The following is a 21,583-nucleotide window of genomic DNA, read 5'->3' on the forward strand; positions in this document are numbered from 1 at the left end:
GCTAGGTCGGCAGTTCTTCATTGCGGGCAAGTACGTCCCCCGCCAGATACAAAGACCCACAGATCAGGATACGGTCGACACCTGTTGCGGCCGCAGCTTTCATCGCGTCCTCCAGACTTCCGCATGCGGTTGCCTTCAAACCTGCATTGGTTGCCGCTTCAGCGAGCGCTTGCGGGTCTGCGCCCTGATGACCCGGAGCGTTCGGGAGCGTGAAAACGTCAGGTCTCACCTCGCGAAACGGCATGAAATACCCTATTGAGTCCTTTGAGGCGAGCATGGCGGTAACAAGCGCCGTTTTCCCCGGAAGTCCTTGAAGCTGCTTCGCGATCGCCCGTGCAGCGTGGGGATTGTGCCCACCATCCAGCCACACTTCCAGACTCGGCACAATATCCGTAACCGGCCCTTTTTTCAGGCGCTGCATGCGCGCAGGCCAGATCACATTTCGCGCGCCTTCAAAGATCGCATCCTGATCAATGACTGTCGAATTGCCGAACAATTGCACCGCCATTGCAGCGAGCGCAGCATTGGCGCGCTGATGCTCTCCCAACAAGCCGAGATCCTCCGGCATCGCATCAATGAAATGTGCCTTGAGTCGGTATAGCGGCGCTCCGACCTCATCTGCCCGTTTCGCAATAACGTCATCACAGACCTTGCGCTGGATCGCCGTCAAAGCCGGGCAGCCGGGCTTGATGATCCCGGCCTTCTCTCCAGCAATCTTGCGAAGGTCTGAGCCGAGAAAGGCCTTATGATCGAAATCAACTGGCGTAATAACACTCAACGCTGGCTGGTTGATAACGTTCGTCGCATCATAACTACCGCCCAGTCCAACTTCCAGAATGAGCACATCGGCCGGCACTTCGGAGAATGCCAGCAATGCCGTGGCAGTCGTTGCCTCGAAATGCGTAATCTCGTGCCCTTCGATCGCTGTATAGGTGCGTTCCAGCCAGTCGATCAGCCGAGCGTCATCAACGATCTGCCCAGCAAGCCGGATGCGTTCATTGAAGCGGACAAGGTGGGGGCTTGTAAAAACATGCACCCGCAAACCTGCAGCTTCCATCATCGCGCGCATGAAGGCACAGGTGGACCCTTTGCCATTCGTTCCAGCGACATGGATAACCGGAGGAAGTTTGTCCTGCGGACGGCCGAGCAGGTCGAGCGCAGTCAGTACACGCCCGAGCGATAATTCGATCGTCTCTGGATATAGCCCTTCGAACCGCCCCAGCGCTTCGGCCAGGGCCGGACTGTTACCAATCAAGCAGAGCTGCCCTTACTCTTCTGGGATTTCGGTGCGTGTGTCTTGGGAGGCGTCAGAGAGGCCGGCAAACGATCCTCTACCCGTCGGGCATTCGGCATCAACATGGACATCACATTAGACAGCGTGTCTTTCAGCTTCCGACGATCGCAAACAATGTCGACCTGCCCTTTTTCGCGCAGGAACTCCGCACGCTGGAATCCTTTCGGAAGGCTCTCACGAATGGTTTGCTCAATCACGCGCGGACCAGAGAAGGCGATCATGGCACCCGGCTCTGCAATGTGGACGTCTCCCAACATCGCGTAAGAGGCAGAAACGCCGCCTGAGGTCGGGTCGGTCAGCACGACGATGTAAGGAAGTTTCGCCTCCGCAAGCTCGTTGATGGCAAGCGTTGTGCGCGGCATCTGCATCAGGCTGAGTGTGCCTTCCTGCATACGCGCGCCGCCAGACGCGGTGCAAACGACAAAGGCCGCCTTGCGGGCGAGCGCCATATGCGCTGCCGCGACAAATCCTTCACCGGCTGCCATGCCGAGTGAGCCGCCCATGAATGCAAAATCCTGGACGAGCACGACGGTCGGCACGCCGCCAACTTTACCATAGGCCGCGACCATGCAGTCTTCCTGTATGATCGGCGCGCCGCCACCCTCGGATTCCTTTTTGTCCCTGGCGGCAATCTTTGCCTTCGCTGCCTTGAGGCGCGACGGATATGGTTTGTCGTCCCTGAATTTCAGAGGGTCATGCGGAACGGACGGCAGCTCCAGCGGCTCCCAGCGCTCATCATCGAACAGCAGACGCAGGCGCGTGCGCGGACTGATACGAAGATGCGCGCCAGCCGGTGTCACATGCCAGTTTTCTTCCAAATCTGTCCGATAGACGAGTTCGCCGGAAATCGGACACTTCACCCACAGATCGTCGGGCGTGTCTTTCTTCGCCAGCATGGTCTTCAGGCCCGGCGGGGTGACCTTTGTAATCCAGTTCATGCCAGAACCTCCTCGGCGGCATTCAACATCACTGCTTGGCGACCGTCCTGATCGCTTCGCTCAACTCTTTCGCCAATGCGCCCATTCCCCGCGGTGCATCAGCAAATTCCCCCGATTCGTGGGCCTTTTCCGCATGGTCCACGAAAGCAGAGCCTACGACAACCCCATCGGCGATTTTAGCCATTTCTGCAGCTTGATCGCCAGTTTTGACGCCAAATCCCACACAAACAGGCAATCCGGAAACGCGTTTTGCCATCTCAATGTTCCCGGCAATGGCCTGCGGATCGGCGCTTCCGGCCCCGGTAACGCCCGTCACTGCGACGAAATACAGGAAGCCGCTGGCGCCCTCGGCGACCTTTTGCATGCGGGCCTCATGGGTTGTTGGCGTCGCCAGGCGAATGACGGAAAGGTCATACGGCGCGTATGCATCGCGCAGTTCTCCGTCTTCTTCGGGCGGCAAATCAACCAGGATCGTGCCATCGACGCCCGCCTCATGGGCCGCCTCGGCGAACTTCGCAAAGCCCATGCGAAAGACCGGATTGGCGTATCCCATGATGATCACGGGCGTCGTCTTGTCATCCTCGCGAAACCGCGCAGCAAGCGCCAACGTGTCAGCGAGGGTCGTTTTGTGGGCGAGCGCGCGCAGCCCGGCCTTCTGGATCGACGCGCCATCTGCCATCGGATCCGTGAACGGTGCGCCGAGTTCAATAATGTCTGCCCCATTGTCGCGAAGCGCGCACATGGCTGCGAAGCTTGTTTCAAGGTCAGGGTCGCCAGCCATCAGGTAGGAGACCAAAACGGCGCGGGACTCGCCGCTTGCCTTGGCGAAAGTATCTGTAATGCGGGAAGTTGGCATCAGGTGTCCGTATTCTCGTGAACCCAAGCCTCATAAGGCGCATTCGCCTGAATGCAAGGCAGCGCGACCATGGCCGGTACATCATAAGGGTGGTGCGTCAGGACCAGCGCTTCGATCCGGTCCCAGTTCGCTTGAGGCGCTTTCAGCCAGAGCACGAACTCGAACGCCTGCTCGACGACATTCTTCCACCGATAGGTGGACGAGACCGGTCCTTCCAGGTTTGCACACGCCGCAAGGCGATGTTCGATGGCGCCATCAGCGATGGTTTCGGCAACGTGGCGAGACGGACAGGTAATTCGGATAAGTATGATATCGGTCAATCTGATCTCTTCGAAGCAGGTTGGTCAGAAGTGAAGGGGAGCATTTTCTTGTCTCCGCGTCCATCCGAATCCTTTGCACCAAGCGTGATGCGGCGGACCATGCTCATTCCGTTCCGCTCTACATGTCGACGCCGAGCGCCTTCGCCACGGAGAACACATCCTTGTCGCCCCGGCCGCACATGTTCAGGATCAGCAAGCCGTCTGGGCCCAGTTCTTTCACAACTTCCCCCACACGGGCCAAAGCATGCGAAGGCTCAAGCGCCGGGATGATGCCCTCAAGGCGTGTGCAAAGTTGGAACGCATCGAGCGCTTCCTGGTCAGTACAGGAGAGGTATTCCGCCCGGCCTGTATCGCGCAGGAATGCGTGCTCGGGCCCGATGCCGGGATAGTCGAGGCCCGCTGAGATAGAATGCGCGTCGACGATCTGCCCATCGTCGGTTTGCAGAAGATAGGTCTTGTTGCCATGCAGGATGCCTGGCAGGCCGCCATTCAGCGCCGCCGCATGCTCACCCGTCTCAATTCCATGCCCGGCGGCCTCAACACCGATCAGGCGCACGGACTCGTCTTCAAGGAAGGGATGGAACAGGCCAATCGCGTTCGAGCCACCGCCAATACACGCCATCACGGCATCCGGTAGACGCCCTTCCCGCTCCTGGATTTGTGCGCGCGCTTCCTTGCCGATCACGCTTTGGAAGTCGCGCACCAATTCGGGATACGGGTGCGGACCAGCGGCCGTGCCGATACAATAGAATGTGTCATCTACGTTGGTGACCCAGTCGCGCAGCGCCTCATTCATGGCGTCTTTCAACGTGCCTGTACCGGACGAAACCGGCACAATCTTGGCGCCAAGCAATTTCATGCGGAACACGTTCGGCTTTTGCCGCTCGACATCAGTCTCGCCCATGAACACGACACATTCCAGACCGAAACGAGCGCAAATGGTGGCCGTGGCAACGCCATGCTGACCGGCACCCGTTTCGGCAATGATGCGCGTCTTGCCCATGCGTTTGGCCAGCAGGACCTGACCGAGGCAATTGTTGATCTTGTGCGCGCCGGTATGATTCAGCTCATCGCGCTTGAAATAGATTTTTGCGCCGCCGAAATGCTCTGTCAGGCGCTCAGCAAAATAAAGCGGTGATGGACGTCCCACATAATGGGTCCACAGGTCGTCCATCTCGGCCTTGAAAGCCGGATCTTCCTTGGCCTTGCGGTACTCTGCCTCCAGATCCAGGATCAGAGGCATCAGCGTTTCGGCCACATACCGTCCGCCAAACTCTCCGAAACGGCCATTCGCATCCGGCCATTGGTCCCACGTGTTCCGCAAATCCATTCTACCTGCTTTCCTTGCACTTCACGCCCGTATCTAGACCGAAGGGCGAGCCAAGGAAAGCGCGGTGATGTGACCGCCTCCGTAAAGGGCTAGCCCATCAATGGATAGAAGAATTCTTCGCGAGAAATCTTGCCACCGGAAACCGTGTACAAGCCGACCTCCTTCATCTGGATCCGCTCACCTGTTTCCTTGTTGGTCACATCCATATCGAACACGAGCGAGAACTGATCGTCTCCAAAGAGAAAAGGACCCTCTGCGCTCACCTTGTGAACCTCGTGCGCGCCATACCACCAGTCATGCTTGCCGCAGATGCCATCAAGACCGGCTGTTTCCCGGCCGCCATCCCCCATAGCCAACGCTTCGACGGACACGCAGTCGGAGGCGTATAATGTATCCAGCGCTTCCGCCTCTCGCCCGGAATTGCAGCAATCCGCCAGGCTGTTTGCTACGCGGGTCAATTCTTCTGAAAACATGATGTTTCCTCCCTCATTCATGTGCCCTCACCGTAACACAGAACAAAAACGGAACAATCGTAATTTCTAAGAATGTTTTGCGGCGCTAAGAAATTCTGAAACGAGGTCGCGGTCCTTCACACCTTTTCGCCGCTCAACGCCGGAAGATACGTCTACAGCCGGTGCCCCGGTCAATCGAATTGCATCAGCCACATTGCCCGGATTGAGCCCGCCCGCCAACAGCCACGGGCGCGGCGCCGTCCACGCACTCAACAAGTTCCAGTCGAATGCGAGACCATGCCCGCCGGTACGGTCAGCCCCCTTGGGAGGCTTGGCATCGATGAGCAACCGATCCGCGGCAGCATAGTCACCCACGCGAACGAGATCATCGGCTTCGGCAACACCGATCGCCTTCCAGATTTCCTTGCCGGTTCGCGCCTTGATGTCCGCCACACGGTCTGGTGTCTCTTGCCCGTGCAATTGGAGGATTGGAAACCCGAGACCGACAATGCGATCAATTTGCTCGTCGACTGGATCAACCAGCAAAGCCACGGGCCGCGCGGGACCAACCTGCATCAACAGGCTCGCGGCCGCCGGTTCCGTGACAAACCGCGGACTGGCTTCAGCGAAAACAAATCCAATCCAGTCCGCACCCGACTGCGCGGCATGGCGCACCAGGTCCGGATCAGTCAGGCCGCAGATTTTTACTTGGGTCATGCCGCAGGCGTTACGCCAGCAGGCAACACTTCGTCAATTCACGGGCTGACGGGACGTGGATTGTCCTTGAGGACGGCCGCGAAGAAAATCTTGCCAGAATCCTTTGGCCCGATCTCGCGGTTGAAGGTCCAGCGCATGTGCGTAATCTCTTCCGGCATGGACACGCGAACCGGCTGAATTTCCTCAAGGCCCGATTCCGCGATCAGCTTTTCACGCGGAATATACGTGGCGCCACCATCGACTGAAAAATCGACCGAGGCCTGATCATATTCTGCAACGGCAGAATCCCCGAGCAGACTGACATCCTCTGGCACCGGCAGGGTAAGAACAACGTCTTTCGCCGGAGCATCCGCGGGATTTGAGTACGTCACTGAATAGAACAATTGCTCACCCGGCTTCACTTCTTCAGCCGGCAGCAATTCCATCTCCAGACCGCCCTCCTCGTCCTCTATGACGATCACACGTTCGACCTGTTGTTCGACGATGAGTTCCTGGGCGAACGCCGGAAGTCCGATGAGGAGAGTTCCGGCAAGAGTGGCAGCTGCGCGCATCAGCATGACAGGGTTCCTTGGCAGAGACGGTTGATGAAACTTTTTTCACGATCCGCCCAATTGGTTAACAATCGCTCAAATTCCATAAAGGATTTGCAGCGATTTCATGTCCAAGTTTCCGATCTGTGAAGATTGCCCTCCGAATACCTTCGCTTTGTCACTGCGCCGCCACACATGTTGCAAGCCGACACCAGTTTCCCTCCCCACGACAAAAGACGGGCACACTCTCCGGTCAGGATGGCAATCACTCCCAATCCAGCAGATCAGGAGGCACCCATGCCAGTGCACCATATCAAATCAATCCTCGCCGCAAGTCTTGTAGCCAGCACGGCCCTCTTCGGGCCGACTGCCACCGCCCAATCGCCCCAGCCCGCTCCGCGCTATGTGAAAGCAGAAGCGGCAAATGTGCGCGGCGGCCCCGGAGTCAGCAACTCCATCGTCACTGTACTGAACCTTGGCACGGAAGTGTCCATCTATGTCACCAAAGGTGACTGGGCGCGGATCTCCGGCCCAGGCCAGCCCGAGAAATGGATTTACGCGCCACTGCTGCAGGACCACAAACCGCAACCGGCAAAAACCGCAAACGCGCGGACAGCGCCAAAGCCATCGCAGAAAGCTGCCGCCCAACCTGACAGCCACCAGAAACACGAGCCTGAAGCATCCCCTTCAAGGAAGCCAGAACATCCGTCGGCTCAAAAGGAAAAGCAGGACGCACGGCCTGCGCGGTAAGCCACCTCAGTTTCACCTCTTCTCCGACGGCTCGCATCAAAAGGCCGTCGGACGCAGTGGTTTGCACAATACTAGGTCGGCCCGGGCTCATACCAGATTGGAGAACTCCACGCCCTTTCCTGTATGACTGGATGGAGCGTCGGGTTGGGCGGAGTGCCATTTCGAATGGCGTCCCAGGTAGACCAGCGGCACGTCGGATTTTCCAGTATCCGCACATAGTAGAAGGCCCGCTGGTCAGGGTCGAACGTCGGGTCCTGCCACAGCGTGCGGAGAGCGACGTCTCCCTTGAACGGCGTGGGCGTACATGTCGCCAGATCCACCATTGCGAAGTTGTCTGGGCACCGGAACGTCTCGGGGTCAACCGTGCCGCCGTCAGCACATGCGACATCGAACACCTGCTCACGAGATTGTCCGTCCTCGACCCACCCCTTCACTATCTGCGCACGCTGCAAGAACGCAGATGACGGATCGCGGAGTCCCCAAACAAAGAACTCAGGCGCCTTGTCTTCTAGATATGACAGATCGCCGCCCATTGGGACCGCCTGTGCATCCATCTGGGCGATACTCTCTGGGATCACCCCTCCCTCTCCCGCCAGATCGTATCCAGCAAAAAACCGAACCTTGATCCGCGGCCCGGAAGTGGCGAACGTTTCCTTGCGCCGCAAGGCGTCAAAGATCATGTCGCGGGTGTTGGACTCTGCCCACACACCAACAAGGCCAGCCGAACTCCAGGATTGATCGGGCTTGGATGCTTCGCGGGAATTTGGTGTCCCATCAGGCCGGGTGGTCGCACGGTCCGGCGGCACCGAACTGCGCAGCTCAGCCGTTCCATCGACAACGCCTGCCTTTGAAAAATAGTTCGCTTCTTCTACCGATCCGGGCGCGCTGTTGTGCGTGTCAGAAGAACCTACAAAGCCGAACCGAAAGGGATTGAACCCATCAGTCTCTTGCAGGAGCAAACCATCCTTCAATGCCTGGCGCACATAGCTGCCACGGAAGTTGGTGACGTCACCATTGGACCCAACCCGCTTTTCCATCAGCTCGAAATCTGACCACTCATCATTCGGAGAGAGGATCGGGTGCGTATCTGATGTCCCCTTGACCTGCGTGATCTCGACCAGCGGCTCATTGCGCATACGCAAGGCGGCATAATCTGCGTCCATCGGCTCGTCGTTCCGGCGAACAAGTTCAAACATGATCCCGTCCGACCCGTTGGAATTATGAGGAATGGCCAGCGCGTCGGCCCCCTCTTCGCGCCATTGCTCCATCTTTTTCCAGAGGTCTTCGGGGTCTTCGGATTCCAACGCGGCAAACGGAAATTCCGGCACGGTCGCCGATCGAAACAGGACATTCCGATGAAGGTTCAATCCACCCGGTTCGGAGGTGAACTCGTATCCGACAAAAGTCGTGAACCGACCGGGTTCATTATACTTCTCGGCGGCGTCCTGAACGATACCCCATGCCCTGCCGATCACATCAGGTGCCTTGAAACCTTCCGGCATGTCGTTCGCTCGATAGCGAGCCAGAACCCGAAAGAATGCGGCATTGGCCTCCGCAGGGTTCTCACTGAACAGCCCGGCAGCGAGCGGGTCTTTAGACAACCGACGAGCCGGATCGTTCGCTTCCCGCATCGCGCCAAGGTATTCAGCATGATCCGTCACCGCCACGAAATCGAGCGGGGGCCCCAAGAGGCGAACAGGCATGCCATTGGCGTGCGTGATCGTCTCTCCACGCGCGAACCGGTAAGCATCTTCCGGCAAGGTGCGTACATTCCCGAGATAAGCATCGAAGGAGAGGCCCGTATGGACGTGGAGGTCTCCGAAATATGCATTGCGCTCCGAATTGAATGCTACGCCCGCTCCTGTTGACGTAACTTCGGCAGACTCCGTCTCATTTCCGGAAACCGGCGACGGCGCGTCAATGATAGCGCCATCGCATGCCGTTAAAGCTGCAAGCAGAATCATACCGGTAGACCATAGGATCCAGAGGCGGAAACGGGAATATCTGAGCAAGGACATGACCCGACAATACGTGCTCCATCGGGATTCCGTCTGTGCGAGCGACGCCCTCAGCCTTGACGATCGCATCGTTTGGACCCGGGAAATGCTGGCGGTGAGACAGGGATTCGAACCCTGGAGACTATTGCTAGCCTACACACTTTCCAGGCGTGCGCCTTCGACCACTCGGCCACCTCACCGTGCTCAGCAGAGGGGAGCCAATAACCGAAGGTCTGCAAGATCGCAAGACTGTGATTGCCGTTCGTGGCAGACAATCCCATATGAGCCGCTGAAAGGGAGACCGTTTCATGTTGTTCTCGAAAAAGCCCGTCGCGATTCCGGATGCCGACAGCGCCCTGCCCGGCCGCGCGCAGCCCATTCCGACCGCCAGCACCCACTACGTTTTTGACCGCGACCTGCAAGGCCCCATCCCGGAAGGGTTCGAAACGGCCATCTTCGGGCTCGGCTGTTTCTGGGGCGCGGAACGCGTTTTCTGGCAACAGGATGGCGTCTGGCTGACCCGTGTCGGCTATGCAGGCGGCTTCACGCCAAATCCAACCTATGAAGAAGTCTGTTCCGGGGGCACCGGGCATACCGAAATCGTCGAAGTGATCTTCAACCCGTCCGAAGTCACCTTCGCTGATCTGGTGAAGCTGTTCCTTGAAAGCCACGACCCGACCCAAGGCATGCGGCAGGGCAACGACATCGGCACGCAGTACCGTTCAGCCCTCTACACAACGTCTGACGCGCAAGCCGCGACGGCACAAGAGATGATTGCGGTCTACGAAAAAGCCCTCGCCCAGAATGGCCACGCCAGCCAGATCACGACAGAAGTGGCCCCGGCCGGGCCGGTCTACCTTGCTGAAGACTATCACCAGCAATACCTCGCCAAGAACCCCAATGGCTATTGCGGCATCGGTGGTACAGGCGTGTCCTGCCCTATCGGGCTCGGCGTCGCCACCTGATTGGCGGGGGCGCCCCTAGGCCCCGAAGTTTACCGCAAAGCGCTTGCGCGTCTCGATCAGGTTCTGAGCCTTGTACATGGCGTCAGACGCGGCCTGCGCGCGCTTGATGGTCGGGTCAGCCTGAAGTGCCTCGATCACCTTTGATAGGTGACCAATCGCGGCTTCGACAGTCTTGCGATCAAACTGCTTCGTCGCTTTGGCCAACAAGGCACGCCCCAGATCCATGTGCGCCTGCACTGCCCGTGAGGCGTCTTGATCGTTCTTGATGTCGTCGAGATGGATCCGACGCAGCATGATAACCTGTTCCAGGGCCTCGATATCCCCTGACTGTTCGGCGATATGCACAAGAGACGCGCAGAAATCCGCCTCAATCCGGCTGCGCAGCGGCAGGGGTAGCGCCGGGGTATCCTCCAGAATATCAGAAAGCGCGTTGGACAGCGTTTTCATCTTTTCCGGTCGGAATGATTGTGGGTTCGCCAGCGCTGGCTGCAGCTCGCGGGCGAGGAAATAGGCTGCCACGCGCTGCATCTGCCCCTCCAGATCGGACATGCGGCCCGGCAATGTCAGCGTAAAGAGGCGCGCCTCAGCCGGCGTCAGACCTCCGCCGCGGCTAAGGCCGTGCACGACGAAACCATCTTCCTTTCGGCCGGTCCGGTCCGCCCAGACCAGCATGTCGGCGTCCGCCGTCTGCAAACGGCGGCGAGCGCGCTGCACCGCGCGGGTCTCAACACCGCCGCGAATGCTGCCTGTGCGGAAAACTTTCAATGGCGCGCCAAAACTGAACTCCGGCACGTAAGACTCAAGAGACGACAACAGCCACTTCCAGGCACGGCCTGCGCGCTGACCCGTCGGGCGCGCCACAAGAATTCGATAGCCCGGAGATTTGTCGTTGCGCGCGGCGCGTGCACCTGCCTCATTGCGCAATGACTTCAGCAGGGACCGGACAAGGCTGAACGCCACCGCAAGCAATGCCAAAACCAACACACCCAGCATGCCGAGCCCGAACGTGGCGAGCTCTGGCGCGCCAACGACGTTCGCTTCGAACCAGCGCTCAGCGTTTGTGAACCAGTCATTCACGGGCATTCGGGCAGACCTCCGGTATATGTGTGCGATACGAGCCCAACCCCGCACTGGCAACAGGCAAACGCTGTTCAGGCGGCTTCGAGGATGGTTAGATCGTGTTCTGGGCGAGTTGATTTCAGGGGACCGAATGGGCGCAGAAAGATTTGTAACGCGGTTTGCACCCTCGCCGACCGGCCATCTTCACCTTGGCCACGCCCTGTCGGCTTTTCACGTCTGGGATACAGCCCGCAGATATGGTGGCAAAGTGTTGTTGAGGATCGAAGACATCGACCTGACGCGCTGCAAGCCGGAATATGAGGCCTCCATTCTCGAAGACCTGAACTGGCTGGATCTCGACTGGGACGGCGAAGTACGACGACAGTCGGACCATTTTGCAGAGTATGAAGGCGCGCTGGAATCTCTTCGGTCTCGCGGCCTCGTCTACCGCTGCTTCAAGACCCGGCGGGAGATTGCAGCCGCCCTGCCTGCAGGCGCGAGCCCCGATACGGCTGGATATACAGGAAAGCCCCTGCCACCTGCCGAAGAACAGGAGTTGATTGAAAGGGGGCGCGCCTTCGCCTGGCGATTGTCCCTCACCGCGGCCCAAGATTGGCTCGGTTCGCGCTACAAGGCGCTCAGCTACACGACATTCAGCGACACAGGCACGACTGAAGTCGCTGCAGACCCCTCACCTTTTGGCGACGTCGTACTGGCCCGCAAGGACACACCGACCAGCTATCACCTTGCCTGCTGTCATGATGACGCGCTTCAAGGCATCACGCATGTCATCCGCGGAGAGGACATTCGAGAGATGACAGCAATACACGCCCTGCTTCAGGCGCTTATGGACTGGCCTCAGCCACTCTACCGGTTTCATCCGCTCATTATGGGTCCGGATGACAAGAAATTGTCCAAACGCTCCGGAGACCGGGGATTGCGTGAATGGCGTGAACACGGCAAGACGCCGCAAGACATTCGCGCCATGACAGGCTTCTCCGCATGACAGACACTCCTATTTCCGCGCCGGCCGCGCGTCACTGGGTCGGACCCCTGATGATGCTGTGCGGCGGAATCGCAATTGGTTTCGCGCCGATCGGCTTGCGCCTCGGCCTTGATGATCTTGGGCCTCAAGCGATTGCCTTTTGGCGATATGTGTTCGCTGCACCTGTTCTGTTCCTTCTGGTTCTCGGCATCCAGAAACGCCTGCCCAGCAAGCCGAACATGTTCATTGTCATTGGAGGCACATGCTTCGCACTGGATATCGGCCTCTGGCACTGGGGCCTCACCCTAACCAGCGTATCGAATGCCACCTTCATCGTGAATCTCGGAAATGTCGGTGTCGGATTCGCAGCATGGTTCTTCCTGAAGGAGCGCCCAACACCCGTCTGGTTCATCGCCGTTATCCTCGCGATGGCAGGCGCTGCCGCGCTTTCTCTCGGCGCGGCAGGGGGCGGCAGCGGCAATATCCGAGGCGACCTGCTCTCCCTTGCTGCGGCAGTCCTCGTTTCCGGCTACTTGCTGGCGTCCAAACTCGCACGTCGAACGATGAGTGGCATCGACGCCGTCTTCTGGCTGACCTGCGTGGAAATCATCGTCGCCGGCATGATGGTGATGACCTTCCGGGAAGACTTCCTGCCCGCGCATATCTCGGGCTTTCTCGCCCCCTTCATTCTGGGGGTCGGGATTCATGTCATCGGACAGGGCCTGATCATCACAGGCCTGGGCATCACCCCAACATCAGTTGCAGGGGTGCTCATCCTGATCCAGCCTGTCGTCGCTGCCGCTGTCTCATGGCAATTGTTCAATGAACCTCTCACCAGCATTCAGGCCGCTGGCAGCGCGCTTATCCTGTTTGCTGTGTGGCTTGCGCAAAGCGGGCACAAACCGCAGCCAGTCGACTGATCGCAGCATAAATGTCACGAAATGCGTCTAAGGCCGACGCAAACCTGTTCTTCCGGAGTCTGCCCCATGCGCCGCACCGCCCTTCCCCTTGTTTCTATCGCCGCTCTGGCAATTGCCGGTTGTTCTGCCTCATCCGATATCACCGGAACCGACAGCACTTCCACGCCGACAATCACGCGCGAAGCAGCCACCCCCATTCAGTCCGGAGACTCCTACTATCAGTCCGCCGCTGAAGCAGTGGACGCGCGTATCCAGCAACGCGGTGTCAAACCAGCCAAGAACGTCATCCTGTTTGTTGGCGATGGTATGAGCATTCCGACCATCACGGCTGCGCGCATTTATGCCGGTCAGAAGCGCGGGCTTGATGGCGAATCCTATCGACTGACCATGGAAACCCTGCCTTTCATGGCCTTGTCGAAGACTTACAGCCATGATTTCCAGGTGGCCGATTCCGCCTCTACTGCAACGGCAATGGTGACGGGCGCCAAAACGAATTCCCGTATGCTGGGCGTTCTGCAGGACACACGCTTCAACAATTGCGCCAGCGTGGAAGGCAATACAACCGACACCCTGTTTGAGCTGGCAGAACGCGCTGGTCTTGCAACCGGACTGGTTTCAACCGCGCGCCTGACCCACGCGACCCCCGCCTCAACCTTCGCCAAATCGCCAAGCCGCGACTGGGAGAATGATGCGGACCTGAAAGGCGGCGACGCGAGCGCGTGCAAGGACATTGCCCGTCAATTGATCGAATGGCCGGAAGGCGACGGCTTTGAAGTGGCCATGGCCGGCGGACGCGGAAGCTTCACCACCGTCGATCAGGCCGATGTGGAAAACGCGGACTGGTCAGGTAATCGCGAAGATGGCCGGGACCTCACTGCAGAGTGGACGGCCAAGTCCGATGACCACGTGTACATTACTGACAAGGCAGGGTTCGATGCGATCGACTTCGCAAGCGACGCCAAAGTGCTTGGCCTGTTTGAACCTTCTCACATGAAGTTCGCGATCGACCGCGCCGATGATCCAGCGGGCGAGCCGTCGCTCGTCGACCTGACCAAAGCGGCGATCACGCGCCTGTCCCGCAATGATGAAGGCTATATGTTGATGGTGGAAGGCGGTCGGATTGATCACGGCCATCATGGCGTCAGCGCGATCCGGGCCCTGGATGAGACCGATGAAATGGACCAGGCCGTTGCCGCTGCACTCGAGATGACGAATGCGGACGAAACGCTGATCATCGTGACGGCAGATCACTCTCACACGATGACTATTTCAGGTTACCCAACACGCGGAAACCCGATCCTCGGCAAGGTCGTCAGTGGGCTCGACAATGCGCCCATGGATGCGCAAGACGGCAAACCGTATACGACCTTGTCCTACGCCAGCGGGATGACAGCTTGTCGCCTCGTTTCCGGCGAACAGGATTGTGTACGCGAAGACCTGTCCGACATTGATACGACCGAAAAGAACTTCCAGCAGCCTTCGCTTGTGTTCATGGCGTCTGAAACACATGGCGGCGATGATGTTGCCATCTTCGCGACTGGCCCCGGATCGGAACTCGTTTCTGGCGTAATGGAACAGAACGAAATCTTCCATGTCATGGGCCGCGCTTCCGGTCTCGTGTCAGCCCCGACAGAATAGACTGCCGTCGCGTCGGGCCTGTTCAGGCCGCGCATTCTGGGTGAAACTTCTCCATCGCTGGTCATCTGCGCCAAAAAAGAGCGCGGAGACCGGACAGAGGAGGAAAACCCATGAAGGCTGCCGTCATGCGCGCGCCCAATGCGCCGCTATCCATCGAAGATGTTACCATTTCCAAGCCCGGCCCGCGCGAAGTGCTGGTTAGACTGAAGGCGGTTGGCGTCTGCCATTCAGACGTACATTTCTGGGACGGCAACTTCCCGGCTGAACTACCGGTCATTCTGGGCCATGAAAGCGCGGGCGTGGTTGAAGAAGTTGGCTCAATGGTATCTGCGGTGAAGCCGGGCGACCACGTTATCTCGATCCTGTCGCCGTTTTGCGGAACGTGCGAGTACTGCCTGACGGGGCATATGTCAGTCTGCCATACGGTGAACCGGGATCATTTCCAGCGCCAACCCACCGAAGCGCCGCGCCTGTCCATCAAGGGCGAAAAAGTCGGCCAGTTCCTGAACCTTTCCTCTTTTGCAGAGCAGATCCTTGTTCATGAAAACGCGCTGTGCGCCGTAGACAGGGATATGCCGATGGACAAGGCCTGCCTGATTGGCTGCGGTGTCATCACCGGTGTCGGCTCCGTTTTCCACTCGGCCAAGGTTGAACCCGGATCAACAGTCGCTGTGCTGGGGTGCGGCGGCGTCGGACTTGCGGCGGTCAATGGTGCAGCGATTGCCGGGGCCAGCCGCATCGTCGCGGTCGATCTTTCCGATGAGAAACTCCAGATGGCGGTACGCTTTGGCGCAACGGACACGGTCAATCCCGGCAAGGTGAATGCGATCGAAGCCGTCAAGGAGCTGACGAATGGCGGTGTCCATTATTCCTTTGAGTGCGTCGGCCTGAAACAGACGGCGGAACAGGCCTATCACATGTTGCGTCCGCGCGGCGTGGCCACCGTCATCGGCATGATCACACCCGGCGTGAATATCGAGATTCCGGGGATCGAATTGCTCGCTACGGAGAAGCGGCTACAAGGTGCCATCATGGGCTCCAACAGGTTCCGTGTGGATTTCCCACGCCTCATTGAGCTTTACAAGCAAGGCAAGCTTCACCTGGATGATCTGGTCTCGGATCGTATCGGCCTGGAAGGCATTACGGGCGCATTGCAGAATTTGAAAGACAACAAGGGCACTGTCGCCCGACAAGTCGTGGTGTTCGACTAAAGCCCTTCGAGCGGAACTTCTAGAGGTTTCCGACATTTCCTCTCCAGCCGGATACAGATTTCATAAAAGGCTGGAGAGATTGACCATGCTCGAAATGCTTGAATGGATTGCCATGGGCACAGGAATCTGTGCCGCCATCATGATCTCAGCAGATCTGGGACGGAAGATCACCGGCACCGCCTTTGTGATCTTCGCGGTCTCTTCAACGGCTTGGGTCGCAATCGGCGTTGCAGAAAACGAACCGCCACTGCTCTATCAGAACCTCGTCCTGACCGTGATCAATTGCATCGGCATCTATCGCTGGCTGATCCTGAAGAAGGAGGCCGGCTAAAGTCCAAACCGGGAGGGGTTATCCCGGATCAGTGCCTCGAGCTTCGGCAGTCCCTCGCGAATACCCTTTGCCAGTTGGCCTGAAACCAGTCCACCGAGCACCAATGCCGCGCTCGCCTTGCCAGCCCAATGCAGCTCGCACCCGCTGTCAGTCGCCACGACACGGTAGTCCTCAATTGCCGCCGAGACCGGCAATGTGGACTTGTCAAAATAGAACGCCATGCGCATGCCGTCTTCCCACGCAAAGAAGACTTCCTCAACGCGCTGGTCACCAATTTCAACGGTGCGCGTTGTGCCGACGCCGAATGGCTCAGGGCTGGTCCAGATAACTTTCGTGATCGGCAACCATTCCGTCCACGCATCAGCATCCAGCAACGCAGCCCATACTGCGCTGGCCGGGAACGGAAACGCGTGCGACGCACGAAGTTTCGGTTTGACCGTGGCGAGATAGTCCTCGCCCACTGCCTTGTGTTGTTTCAATGCCTTGGCCATCAGGCCCTCCCCTGTCGTCTTATTGTGTAAAGACAGGAGAGAGCGATGTTGCCCTCAAGTCAAACCATGCCGCCACGGCACGGTTCAACATACCGAAGGCTAGTCCCGCAGCAATTCGTTGACGCCGGTCTTGGAGCGCGTCTGCGCATCAACCGTCTTTACGATCACAGCGCAGGCCAGGCTCGGTCCGCCATTCTTGTCTGGCAACGTGCCTGGAACGACCACGGAGTAAGGCGGCACCTTGCCATAGGTGATCTCGCCGGTCTTGCGATCCACGATCTTCGTCGACTGGGTGATGAACACGCCCATTGCGATGACCGAGCCTTCCCCAACGACCACGCCCTCAACCACTTCGGAGCGTGCGCCGATGAAACAATTGTCTTCAATGATGGTCGGATTGGCCTGAAGCGGCTCCAACACACCGCCGATACCTGTGCCGGCGGAAATGTGGCAGTTCGCCCCGACTTGGGCGCACGAGCCTACCGAGGCCCATGTGTCGATCATCGTGCCTTCGCCCACATACGCGCCGATATTGACGTAGGATGGCATCAGAACGGCGTTCTTCGCGATGTAGGCGCCGCGGCGCACGGCGGCAGGCGGCACCGCCCGGAACCCGGCGGCCTCAAATTCAGACGAGCCCCAACCCTGAAACTTCGACGGCACCTTGTCCCACCAGTTTCCGCCACCCGGCACGCCGGAAATCATGCCATTTGCGTTCAGGCGGAAAGACAGAAGAACAGCCTTCTTCAGCCATTGGTGAACCTGCCAGGTGCCATCACCATTGGGGCTGGCCACGCGCGCTTCGCCGGAATCAAGCAGCTCGATTGCCGCTTCGACAGCTTCACGAACTTCGCCCTTGGTCTCGGTTGTCAGCGTGTCGCGGTTTTCCCACGCCTGTTCAATCGCATTGGCAAGGGCTTCAGTCATCTTGGTCTCCGGGAGAATTGTTCGGCAAAGTTTCAAGCGCCGCCTCAAGAAAGGCGGCAAGGTCGCCCGTCACATAGTCTATGTGGTCGGGCCCGTCATCCCCCAACAGATCCTGCAGGTTTGCCGGGCGGGCCTCAACCGGCTCGTGGCTCCAGTCTTTCTCCGAATGCACCAGCACTGTGGTGAACCCCATATCCTTGGCTGGCAGCAAGTTTCGGGCGAGATCTTCGAAAAAAATTGCCTTGCCCGGCGCCACATCATGCATTGCGCAGAACCGATTGTAGGAATCCAGATGAGGCTTTGGTGTATAGTCCGCATCTTCGATCCCGAAACTGCCATCGAACAGATCACCAAGCCGCATCCTGTCCACCACGCGCTCAGCATGGCGGCGAGAGCCGTTCGTATAGACAAACTTGCGCCCTGGCAGCGCGCGGATGGCCTGCCTCAACGCCGGCAGATCTGGCAACGGTGAGAGATCGATATCGTGCACATGGTGGAGAAAATCTGCTGGATCGATCTGATGCACCTTCATGAGCCCGGAAAGTGTCGTACCATAAGTGGCGTAGTATTCTTTCTGGACCTTGCGGGCTTCAACCGGATGCAAATCCAAAGTTCGGGATACAAACTCAGTCATGCGCGTATCGATCTCGGCGAACAGGTCGCACTCTGCCGGATAAAGCGTGTTGTCGAGATCAAACACCCAATCGGCGACGTGACCGAACTGGCCAAATGGCGCGAGATGAATACCCGCCTTGCTGGAGGTCATTGATCGCCCGCCTTGGCGAAGTCCCGCTCAAAGAATTCGAATACGAGACGCTGATCGACCGGCTCATTCGCCGCCTGGAAAAGCGCTGTCCGATAAGCAGAGGCTTCGCAGTCATCTCGGCCGACAATGGCAAATTTCGCCCGGCCGACGCAAAACGCATCAGACGCCTTCGAAAGCGTGCGGATCTTCGTGCCGTCTTCCATCTCGCCATAGACGTAATGCTCAGTTCCGCGCAGCGCCTTGTCGATCACGCGCGCGCAACCGCCGGCCTCAAGCATCCACCACCCACGGCTCTCCCAACCTTCCGTGCCGCGACGGCCAATAGCGCTCCAGATCCGTTTGTCTGTGCGGTTGCACAAGGTGAATCCGACATTCCGGCCATTCTCCTTCGCCACCTGCTCCAGAAAGTCGATCAGGTCGGCATCAGATGTGGATTCGGGAAGATTGTTCTCTTCCAGGAATTTCGCGATGGCCGTGCGCGTTTTGTAGCCGATACGGCCATCAATAGCGCCGGACAGAACCCCGGCCTCTTCAAGCAGGCGCTGGATGCCTGCGGCCTGTGCCATATCTGGCGAATAATTCTCGATCTCTGTAAACGTCGTGGTCCAGCGTGAGCGGCTCTTGATCTCCACAGACCGAAACCCGCGCTCTTCCAGCCCCATCGCCGTGCAGTTCGGCGGGCTTTCCAGCGAAAAGCTGCCCGTTGGGTCTACGCACAGATCTCGGCCGCCGCCCCATTCGCGCAAACCGCCGCGATGGGCTGTGGAGGTACGTCCGTAAACATAGTGAAATTTCGGATCGAGTGGCGCCTTGACGGCAATCTGACAGGATCCAGGCTGCAACTTCGTCCAGCCATCAACCGTAATTGACCCGCCAACAGGGCGGCCAACAGCCGTTTCGATGATGTAGCTGGTTTCATTGCAGAGCTTCCAGCCATCGCCGGAGGCATTCTGGGCCTGCGCCATCACAGGGACCCCCGCCGCCGCTGCGACGAGGCCGAGACATTTAAGAAATGAGCGTACCTGCACCATGTTCGGTAAATAGCTCCATGAGCAGGGCGTGCGGTGCACGCCCATCGAGGATTACTGCCGCCCCAACTCCATGTTTTACGGATTGGGCCGCCGTTTCAAGCTTCGGAATCATGCCACCTGCAGCTGTGCCATCCGCGATGAGGTCCGGAATCGCGTCCACCGCAATCTCGCGCATCAAATTCTTGTTCTTGTCCAGAACACCAGCCACGTCCGTCAGCAGGAACAGGCGGCTCGCCCCGAGGGCCGCCGCAAGCGCACCCGCGGACGTGTCCGCATTCACATTATAGCGATGCCCGTCTTTACCCACGCCGACTGGCGCGACCACGGGAATGAGTTGTGAGTTGGACTTGAGTAAGGCATCCAGTACGCTTGTGTCCACTGCGCTTGGCTCGCCCACGAAACCGAGATCGAGGACCTGCTCAATGTGACTGTCCGGATCGCGTTCGGTCTTCTGGGCCTTTTCCGCCTGGATCAGGTTACCATCCGAGCCCGACAGGCCAACCGCCTTGCCGCCAGCCTGATTGATGGCCCGCACGATGGATTTATTGATCGGACCGGACAGAACCATCTCGACGACTTCCATCGTCGCTTCGTCGGTCACGCGCAAACCACCCTTGAACTCCGACACGATGCCGAGACGATCTAGCAGCTTGCCGATCTGCGGGCCGCCGCCATGCACGATGACAACATTGATGCCGAGCGTCTTCAGCAAGACCACATCCCGCGCAAAGATCGCCGACAGGCGCTCGTCCACCATGGCGTGGCCCCCATACTTCACGACAATTGTCTTGCCGGCGTAACGCTGGATATAGGGCAGCGCTTCGGAAAGCGTGCGGGCGGTGAATTGTGCGTCTGAAATCTGGTCTGTCATGGGCGCCCCTTTAGCGCGGGTTTGCCGACAGGACAAATGCGAATCCTAGAGCGCCCGATTCATGTAGACGCTGTTCGGATCCAGCGTGTAGCCGCCAAACGGGGGGCAATAGTCGAAGCCATAAACTTCATAGAGTTTGCGAGCAGGAATGAAGCCGTCCATCGAGCCGGTTTCCAGATAGAGCGCTGAGTAATTGCGCCGCGCCGCTTCGCTGAGAATGAACTCCAGCATCTGGCGCCCATACCCCTTCCCCCGCATGTCAGAACGAGTGTGCATGGACTTCACTTCGCCTGCCCCATCCGGCAGCGCCTTCAGCGCGCCACAGCCGACAAGCGTCTCATCCTCCCACATCGACCAGACTGTCACTTCGGGCACGCGCAAGCCTTCAGCGGGCAGGAAATGGCAACTCCCGGGCGGTGATTGAGAGAGCATCAGATCGGCGTGCGCCTGGAGAAGCGCCAACATCTCGTCGCTGGAGACATCATCTTCGCAGATTTGAACGGCCATGTGGGAGAACCTCCAGTTGCAGATCACGGCAACTCTTTACCCAGAGACGCCCCCTTATTCCAGCCCGGCTATTTCGGCTCTCAGTTCAGGAATCCCCCACCCCTTTTCAGACGAGGTCTGGCGCACGACAGGATGGGCCGCGCCGCGCTTCTTGAGCTTGGTGGAAATCTTGTCGACCAGCGCATCCACTTCAGACTTCTTGATCTTGTCGACTTTCGTCAGCACGATCTGATAGGTCACAGCCGACTTGTCGAGCATGTTCATGACCTCTTCGTCCGTATCCATCAGGCCGCGGCGGGAATCGACCAGCAGGAAGACACGTCGCAGCGAGGGCCGCCCGCGCAGATAGGAACGCGTCAGGCGCATCCAGCCCTCAGCCTGGGTTCGGCTGACCTTGGCATAGCCAAAGCCCGGCAGGTCGACGAGGTACACGCGTCCTTCGCCAAGATCGAAATAGTTCAGCTCTCGCGTGCGTCCGGGCTCTGCGGACGACCGCGCCAGTTTTGCACGATTTGTCAGCGCGTTGATGAGCGATGATTTGCCGACATTCGACCGGCCCGCGAAGCACACTTCGGCACGGTCTGCAGGCGGAAGACCTTTCAGGTCCACCACGCCTTTGACGAACTCGACAGGGCCGGCAAACAGGACACGGCCAGCTTCGAGCGCCTCTTCACTGAAGCCACCATCCATATCCATC

At 58.7% G+C, this 21,583-nt stretch carries 24 protein-coding genes and 1 tRNA gene; 7 read left to right on the top strand and 18 right to left on the bottom strand.

Annotation, left to right across the window (positions count from 1 at the left end):
• Nucleotide 1 precedes the first annotated feature (1 nt).
• The 8 genes from HY36_RS04695 to HY36_RS04730 form a co-directional block, all read right to left on the bottom strand.
• A complete protein-coding gene (locus HY36_RS04695; RefSeq protein WP_035549238.1) occupies nucleotides 2-1,255 on the bottom strand; it encodes a bifunctional folylpolyglutamate synthase/dihydrofolate synthase in 1,254 nt (417 codons plus the stop codon).
• On the bottom strand, nucleotides 1,252-2,232 hold the full coding sequence (locus HY36_RS04700; protein WP_035549240.1) for an acetyl-CoA carboxylase carboxyltransferase subunit beta: 981 nt from the start codon (nucleotides 2,230-2,232) through the stop codon (nucleotides 1,252-1,254). The genes HY36_RS04695 and HY36_RS04700 overlap by 4 nt, the downstream gene beginning before the upstream one ends.
• A gap of 28 nt (nucleotides 2,233-2,260) precedes the next feature.
• On the bottom strand, nucleotides 2,261-3,088 hold the full coding sequence (gene trpA, locus HY36_RS04705; protein WP_035549242.1) for a tryptophan synthase subunit alpha: 828 nt from the start codon (nucleotides 3,086-3,088) through the stop codon (nucleotides 2,261-2,263).
• On the bottom strand, nucleotides 3,088-3,408 hold the full coding sequence (gene cutA / locus HY36_RS04710; RefSeq protein ID WP_035549244.1) for a divalent-cation tolerance protein CutA: 321 nt from the start codon (nucleotides 3,406-3,408) through the stop codon (nucleotides 3,088-3,090). The genes trpA and cutA overlap by 1 nt, the downstream gene beginning before the upstream one ends.
• 118 nt (nucleotides 3,409-3,526) lie before the next feature.
• A complete protein-coding gene (gene trpB / locus HY36_RS04715; RefSeq protein WP_035549247.1) occupies nucleotides 3,527-4,738 on the bottom strand; it encodes a tryptophan synthase subunit beta in 1,212 nt (403 codons plus the stop codon).
• An 89-nt stretch (nucleotides 4,739-4,827) separates the two neighbouring features.
• A complete protein-coding gene (locus HY36_RS04720) occupies nucleotides 4,828-5,211 on the bottom strand; it encodes a nuclear transport factor 2 family protein (protein WP_035549371.1) in 384 nt (127 codons plus the stop codon).
• A 66-nt stretch (nucleotides 5,212-5,277) separates the two neighbouring features.
• Nucleotides 5,278-5,907: a phosphoribosylanthranilate isomerase gene (locus HY36_RS04725; protein WP_035549250.1), complete on the bottom strand. Its 630-nt coding sequence runs from the start codon at nucleotides 5,905-5,907 to the stop codon at nucleotides 5,278-5,280.
• 38 nt (nucleotides 5,908-5,945) lie between these two features.
• Nucleotides 5,946-6,464: a hypothetical protein gene (locus tag HY36_RS04730; RefSeq protein ID WP_035549252.1), complete on the bottom strand. Its 519-nt coding sequence runs from the start codon at nucleotides 6,462-6,464 to the stop codon at nucleotides 5,946-5,948.
• A 270-nt stretch (nucleotides 6,465-6,734) separates the two neighbouring features.
• Between HY36_RS04730 and HY36_RS04735 the strand changes: the two genes are divergently transcribed.
• The gene (locus HY36_RS04735) at nucleotides 6,735-7,187 is read left to right on the top strand and encodes an SH3 domain-containing protein (RefSeq protein WP_035549255.1); all 453 of its coding nucleotides are present in this window, start codon (nucleotides 6,735-6,737) and stop codon (nucleotides 7,185-7,187) included.
• A gap of 71 nt (nucleotides 7,188-7,258) precedes the next feature.
• On the opposite strand, the gene HY36_RS04740 is transcribed toward HY36_RS04735, so the two are convergent.
• Entirely contained in the window at nucleotides 7,259-9,151 is a 1,893-nt protein-coding gene (locus HY36_RS04740; RefSeq protein ID WP_051602509.1) for a DUF3604 domain-containing protein, read from the bottom strand.
• A 143-nt stretch (nucleotides 9,152-9,294) separates the two neighbouring features.
• Nucleotides 9,295-9,384 (bottom strand) — tRNA-Ser (locus HY36_RS04745).
• A gap of 108 nt (nucleotides 9,385-9,492) precedes the next feature.
• Here HY36_RS04745 and msrA point away from each other — a divergent pair.
• A complete protein-coding gene (gene msrA, locus HY36_RS04750) occupies nucleotides 9,493-10,149 on the top strand; it encodes a peptide-methionine (S)-S-oxide reductase MsrA (RefSeq protein WP_035549260.1) in 657 nt (218 codons plus the stop codon).
• A gap of 15 nt (nucleotides 10,150-10,164) precedes the next feature.
• Here the strand turns inward: msrA and HY36_RS04755 are convergent, their stop codons facing one another.
• On the bottom strand, nucleotides 10,165-11,232 hold the full coding sequence (locus HY36_RS04755) for a hypothetical protein (RefSeq protein ID WP_035549262.1): 1,068 nt from the start codon (nucleotides 11,230-11,232) through the stop codon (nucleotides 10,165-10,167).
• Between the two features lie 127 nt (nucleotides 11,233-11,359).
• Between HY36_RS04755 and gluQRS the strand changes: the two genes are divergently transcribed.
• The 5 genes from gluQRS (at nucleotide 11,360) to HY36_RS04780 (ending at nucleotide 16,293) form a co-directional block, all read left to right on the top strand.
• Nucleotides 11,360-12,214: a tRNA glutamyl-Q(34) synthetase GluQRS gene (gene gluQRS / locus HY36_RS04760; protein ID WP_035549264.1), complete on the top strand. Its 855-nt coding sequence runs from the start codon at nucleotides 11,360-11,362 to the stop codon at nucleotides 12,212-12,214.
• A complete protein-coding gene (locus tag HY36_RS04765; RefSeq protein WP_035549268.1) occupies nucleotides 12,211-13,113 on the top strand; it encodes a DMT family transporter in 903 nt (300 codons plus the stop codon). Before gluQRS ends, HY36_RS04765 begins: the two co-directional genes overlap by 4 nt.
• 66 nt (nucleotides 13,114-13,179) lie before the next feature.
• Complete coding sequence (locus tag HY36_RS04770) at nucleotides 13,180-14,751, top strand: alkaline phosphatase (RefSeq protein WP_035549271.1); 1,572 nt, start codon at nucleotides 13,180-13,182, stop codon at nucleotides 14,749-14,751.
• Between the two features lie 110 nt (nucleotides 14,752-14,861).
• On the top strand, nucleotides 14,862-15,962 hold the full coding sequence (locus tag HY36_RS04775; protein ID WP_035549274.1) for a Zn-dependent alcohol dehydrogenase: 1,101 nt from the start codon (nucleotides 14,862-14,864) through the stop codon (nucleotides 15,960-15,962).
• A gap of 85 nt (nucleotides 15,963-16,047) precedes the next feature.
• Complete coding sequence (locus HY36_RS04780; RefSeq protein ID WP_051602510.1) at nucleotides 16,048-16,293, top strand: hypothetical protein; 246 nt, start codon at nucleotides 16,048-16,050, stop codon at nucleotides 16,291-16,293.
• On the opposite strand, the gene HY36_RS04785 is transcribed toward HY36_RS04780, so the two are convergent.
• From HY36_RS04785 to yihA, 7 genes are all read right to left on the bottom strand, one after another.
• Nucleotides 16,290-16,784: an SRPBCC family protein gene (locus HY36_RS04785; RefSeq protein ID WP_035549277.1), complete on the bottom strand. Its 495-nt coding sequence runs from the start codon at nucleotides 16,782-16,784 to the stop codon at nucleotides 16,290-16,292. The genes HY36_RS04780 and HY36_RS04785 overlap by 4 nt on opposite strands.
• A 99-nt stretch (nucleotides 16,785-16,883) precedes the next feature.
• Nucleotides 16,884-17,711, bottom strand: coding sequence for a 2,3,4,5-tetrahydropyridine-2,6-dicarboxylate N-succinyltransferase (gene dapD / locus HY36_RS04790; protein ID WP_035549280.1), 828 nt, complete (start codon nucleotides 17,709-17,711; stop codon nucleotides 16,884-16,886).
• Nucleotides 17,704-18,477, bottom strand: coding sequence for a pyrimidine 5'-nucleotidase (locus HY36_RS04795; protein WP_051602511.1), 774 nt, complete (start codon nucleotides 18,475-18,477; stop codon nucleotides 17,704-17,706). The genes dapD and HY36_RS04795 overlap by 8 nt, the downstream gene beginning before the upstream one ends.
• On the bottom strand, nucleotides 18,474-19,442 hold the full coding sequence (locus HY36_RS04800; RefSeq protein ID WP_241764146.1) for a DUF1036 domain-containing protein: 969 nt from the start codon (nucleotides 19,440-19,442) through the stop codon (nucleotides 18,474-18,476). Before HY36_RS04800 ends, HY36_RS04795 begins: the two co-directional genes overlap by 4 nt.
• A 40-nt stretch (nucleotides 19,443-19,482) precedes the next feature.
• Entirely contained in the window at nucleotides 19,483-20,379 is an 897-nt protein-coding gene (argB, locus tag HY36_RS04805) for an acetylglutamate kinase (RefSeq protein ID WP_035549285.1), read from the bottom strand.
• A 45-nt stretch (nucleotides 20,380-20,424) separates the two neighbouring features.
• Nucleotides 20,425-20,886: a GNAT family N-acetyltransferase gene (locus HY36_RS04810; protein WP_035549288.1), complete on the bottom strand. Its 462-nt coding sequence runs from the start codon at nucleotides 20,884-20,886 to the stop codon at nucleotides 20,425-20,427.
• Between the two features lie 54 nt (nucleotides 20,887-20,940).
• Nucleotides 20,941-21,582 (bottom strand): ribosome biogenesis GTP-binding protein YihA/YsxC, encoded by a 642-nt coding sequence (gene yihA, locus HY36_RS04815; RefSeq protein WP_155841708.1) that lies wholly within the window; start codon nucleotides 21,580-21,582, stop codon nucleotides 20,941-20,943.
• Between the last annotated feature and the right edge of the window lies 1 nt (nucleotide 21,583).

The sequence above is a fragment of the Hyphomonas atlantica corrig. genome (genome assembly GCF_000682715.1).
GTDB lineage: Bacteria > Pseudomonadota > Alphaproteobacteria > Caulobacterales > Hyphomonadaceae > Hyphomonas > Hyphomonas atlantica.

Excerpts from the sequence above, each read along its gene's own strand:
- HY36_RS04765 (WP_035549268.1), top strand. The coding sequence starts at position 12,211 with ATGACAGACACTCCTATTTCCGCGCCGGCCGCGCGTCACTGGGTCGGA.
- HY36_RS04775 (WP_035549274.1), top strand. The coding sequence starts at position 14,862 with ATGAAGGCTGCCGTCATGCGCGCGCCCAATGCGCCGCTATCCATCGAA.
- gluQRS (WP_035549264.1), top strand. The coding sequence starts at position 11,360 with ATGGGCGCAGAAAGATTTGTAACGCGGTTTGCACCCTCGCCGACCGGC.
- HY36_RS04740 (WP_051602509.1), bottom strand. The coding sequence starts at position 9,151 with ATGATTCTGCTTGCAGCTTTAACGGCATGCGATGGCGCTATCATTGAC.
- trpA (WP_035549242.1), bottom strand. The coding sequence starts at position 3,088 with ATGCCAACTTCCCGCATTACAGATACTTTCGCCAAGGCAAGCGGCGAG.
- HY36_RS04755 (WP_035549262.1), bottom strand. The coding sequence starts at position 11,232 with ATGCCCGTGAATGACTGGTTCACAAACGCTGAGCGCTGGTTCGAAGCG.
- HY36_RS04735 (WP_035549255.1), top strand. The coding sequence starts at position 6,735 with ATGCCAGTGCACCATATCAAATCAATCCTCGCCGCAAGTCTTGTAGCC.
- HY36_RS04785 (WP_035549277.1), bottom strand. The coding sequence starts at position 16,784 with ATGGCCAAGGCATTGAAACAACACAAGGCAGTGGGCGAGGACTATCTC.
- yihA (WP_155841708.1), bottom strand. The coding sequence starts at position 21,582 with ATGGATATGGATGGTGGCTTCAGTGAAGAGGCGCTCGAAGCTGGCCGT.
- dapD (WP_035549280.1), bottom strand. The coding sequence starts at position 17,711 with ATGACTGAAGCCCTTGCCAATGCGATTGAACAGGCGTGGGAAAACCGC.
- HY36_RS04725 (WP_035549250.1), bottom strand. The coding sequence starts at position 5,907 with ATGACCCAAGTAAAAATCTGCGGCCTGACTGATCCGGACCTGGTGCGC.
- msrA (WP_035549260.1), top strand. The coding sequence starts at position 9,493 with ATGTTGTTCTCGAAAAAGCCCGTCGCGATTCCGGATGCCGACAGCGCC.
- HY36_RS04800 (WP_241764146.1), bottom strand. The coding sequence starts at position 19,442 with ATGGCGCAGGCCCAGAATGCCTCCGGCGATGGCTGGAAGCTCTGCAAT.
- HY36_RS04810 (WP_035549288.1), bottom strand. The coding sequence starts at position 20,886 with ATGGCCGTTCAAATCTGCGAAGATGATGTCTCCAGCGACGAGATGTTG.
- HY36_RS04770 (WP_035549271.1), top strand. The coding sequence starts at position 13,180 with ATGCGCCGCACCGCCCTTCCCCTTGTTTCTATCGCCGCTCTGGCAATT.
- argB (WP_035549285.1), bottom strand. The coding sequence starts at position 20,379 with ATGACAGACCAGATTTCAGACGCACAATTCACCGCCCGCACGCTTTCC.
- HY36_RS04700 (WP_035549240.1), bottom strand. The coding sequence starts at position 2,232 with ATGAACTGGATTACAAAGGTCACCCCGCCGGGCCTGAAGACCATGCTG.
- HY36_RS04795 (WP_051602511.1), bottom strand. The coding sequence starts at position 18,477 with ATGACCTCCAGCAAGGCGGGTATTCATCTCGCGCCATTTGGCCAGTTC.
- HY36_RS04780 (WP_051602510.1), top strand. The coding sequence starts at position 16,048 with ATGCTCGAAATGCTTGAATGGATTGCCATGGGCACAGGAATCTGTGCC.
- HY36_RS04720 (WP_035549371.1), bottom strand. The coding sequence starts at position 5,211 with ATGTTTTCAGAAGAATTGACCCGCGTAGCAAACAGCCTGGCGGATTGC.
- trpB (WP_035549247.1), bottom strand. The coding sequence starts at position 4,738 with ATGGATTTGCGGAACACGTGGGACCAATGGCCGGATGCGAATGGCCGT.
- HY36_RS04730 (WP_035549252.1), bottom strand. The coding sequence starts at position 6,464 with ATGCTGATGCGCGCAGCTGCCACTCTTGCCGGAACTCTCCTCATCGGA.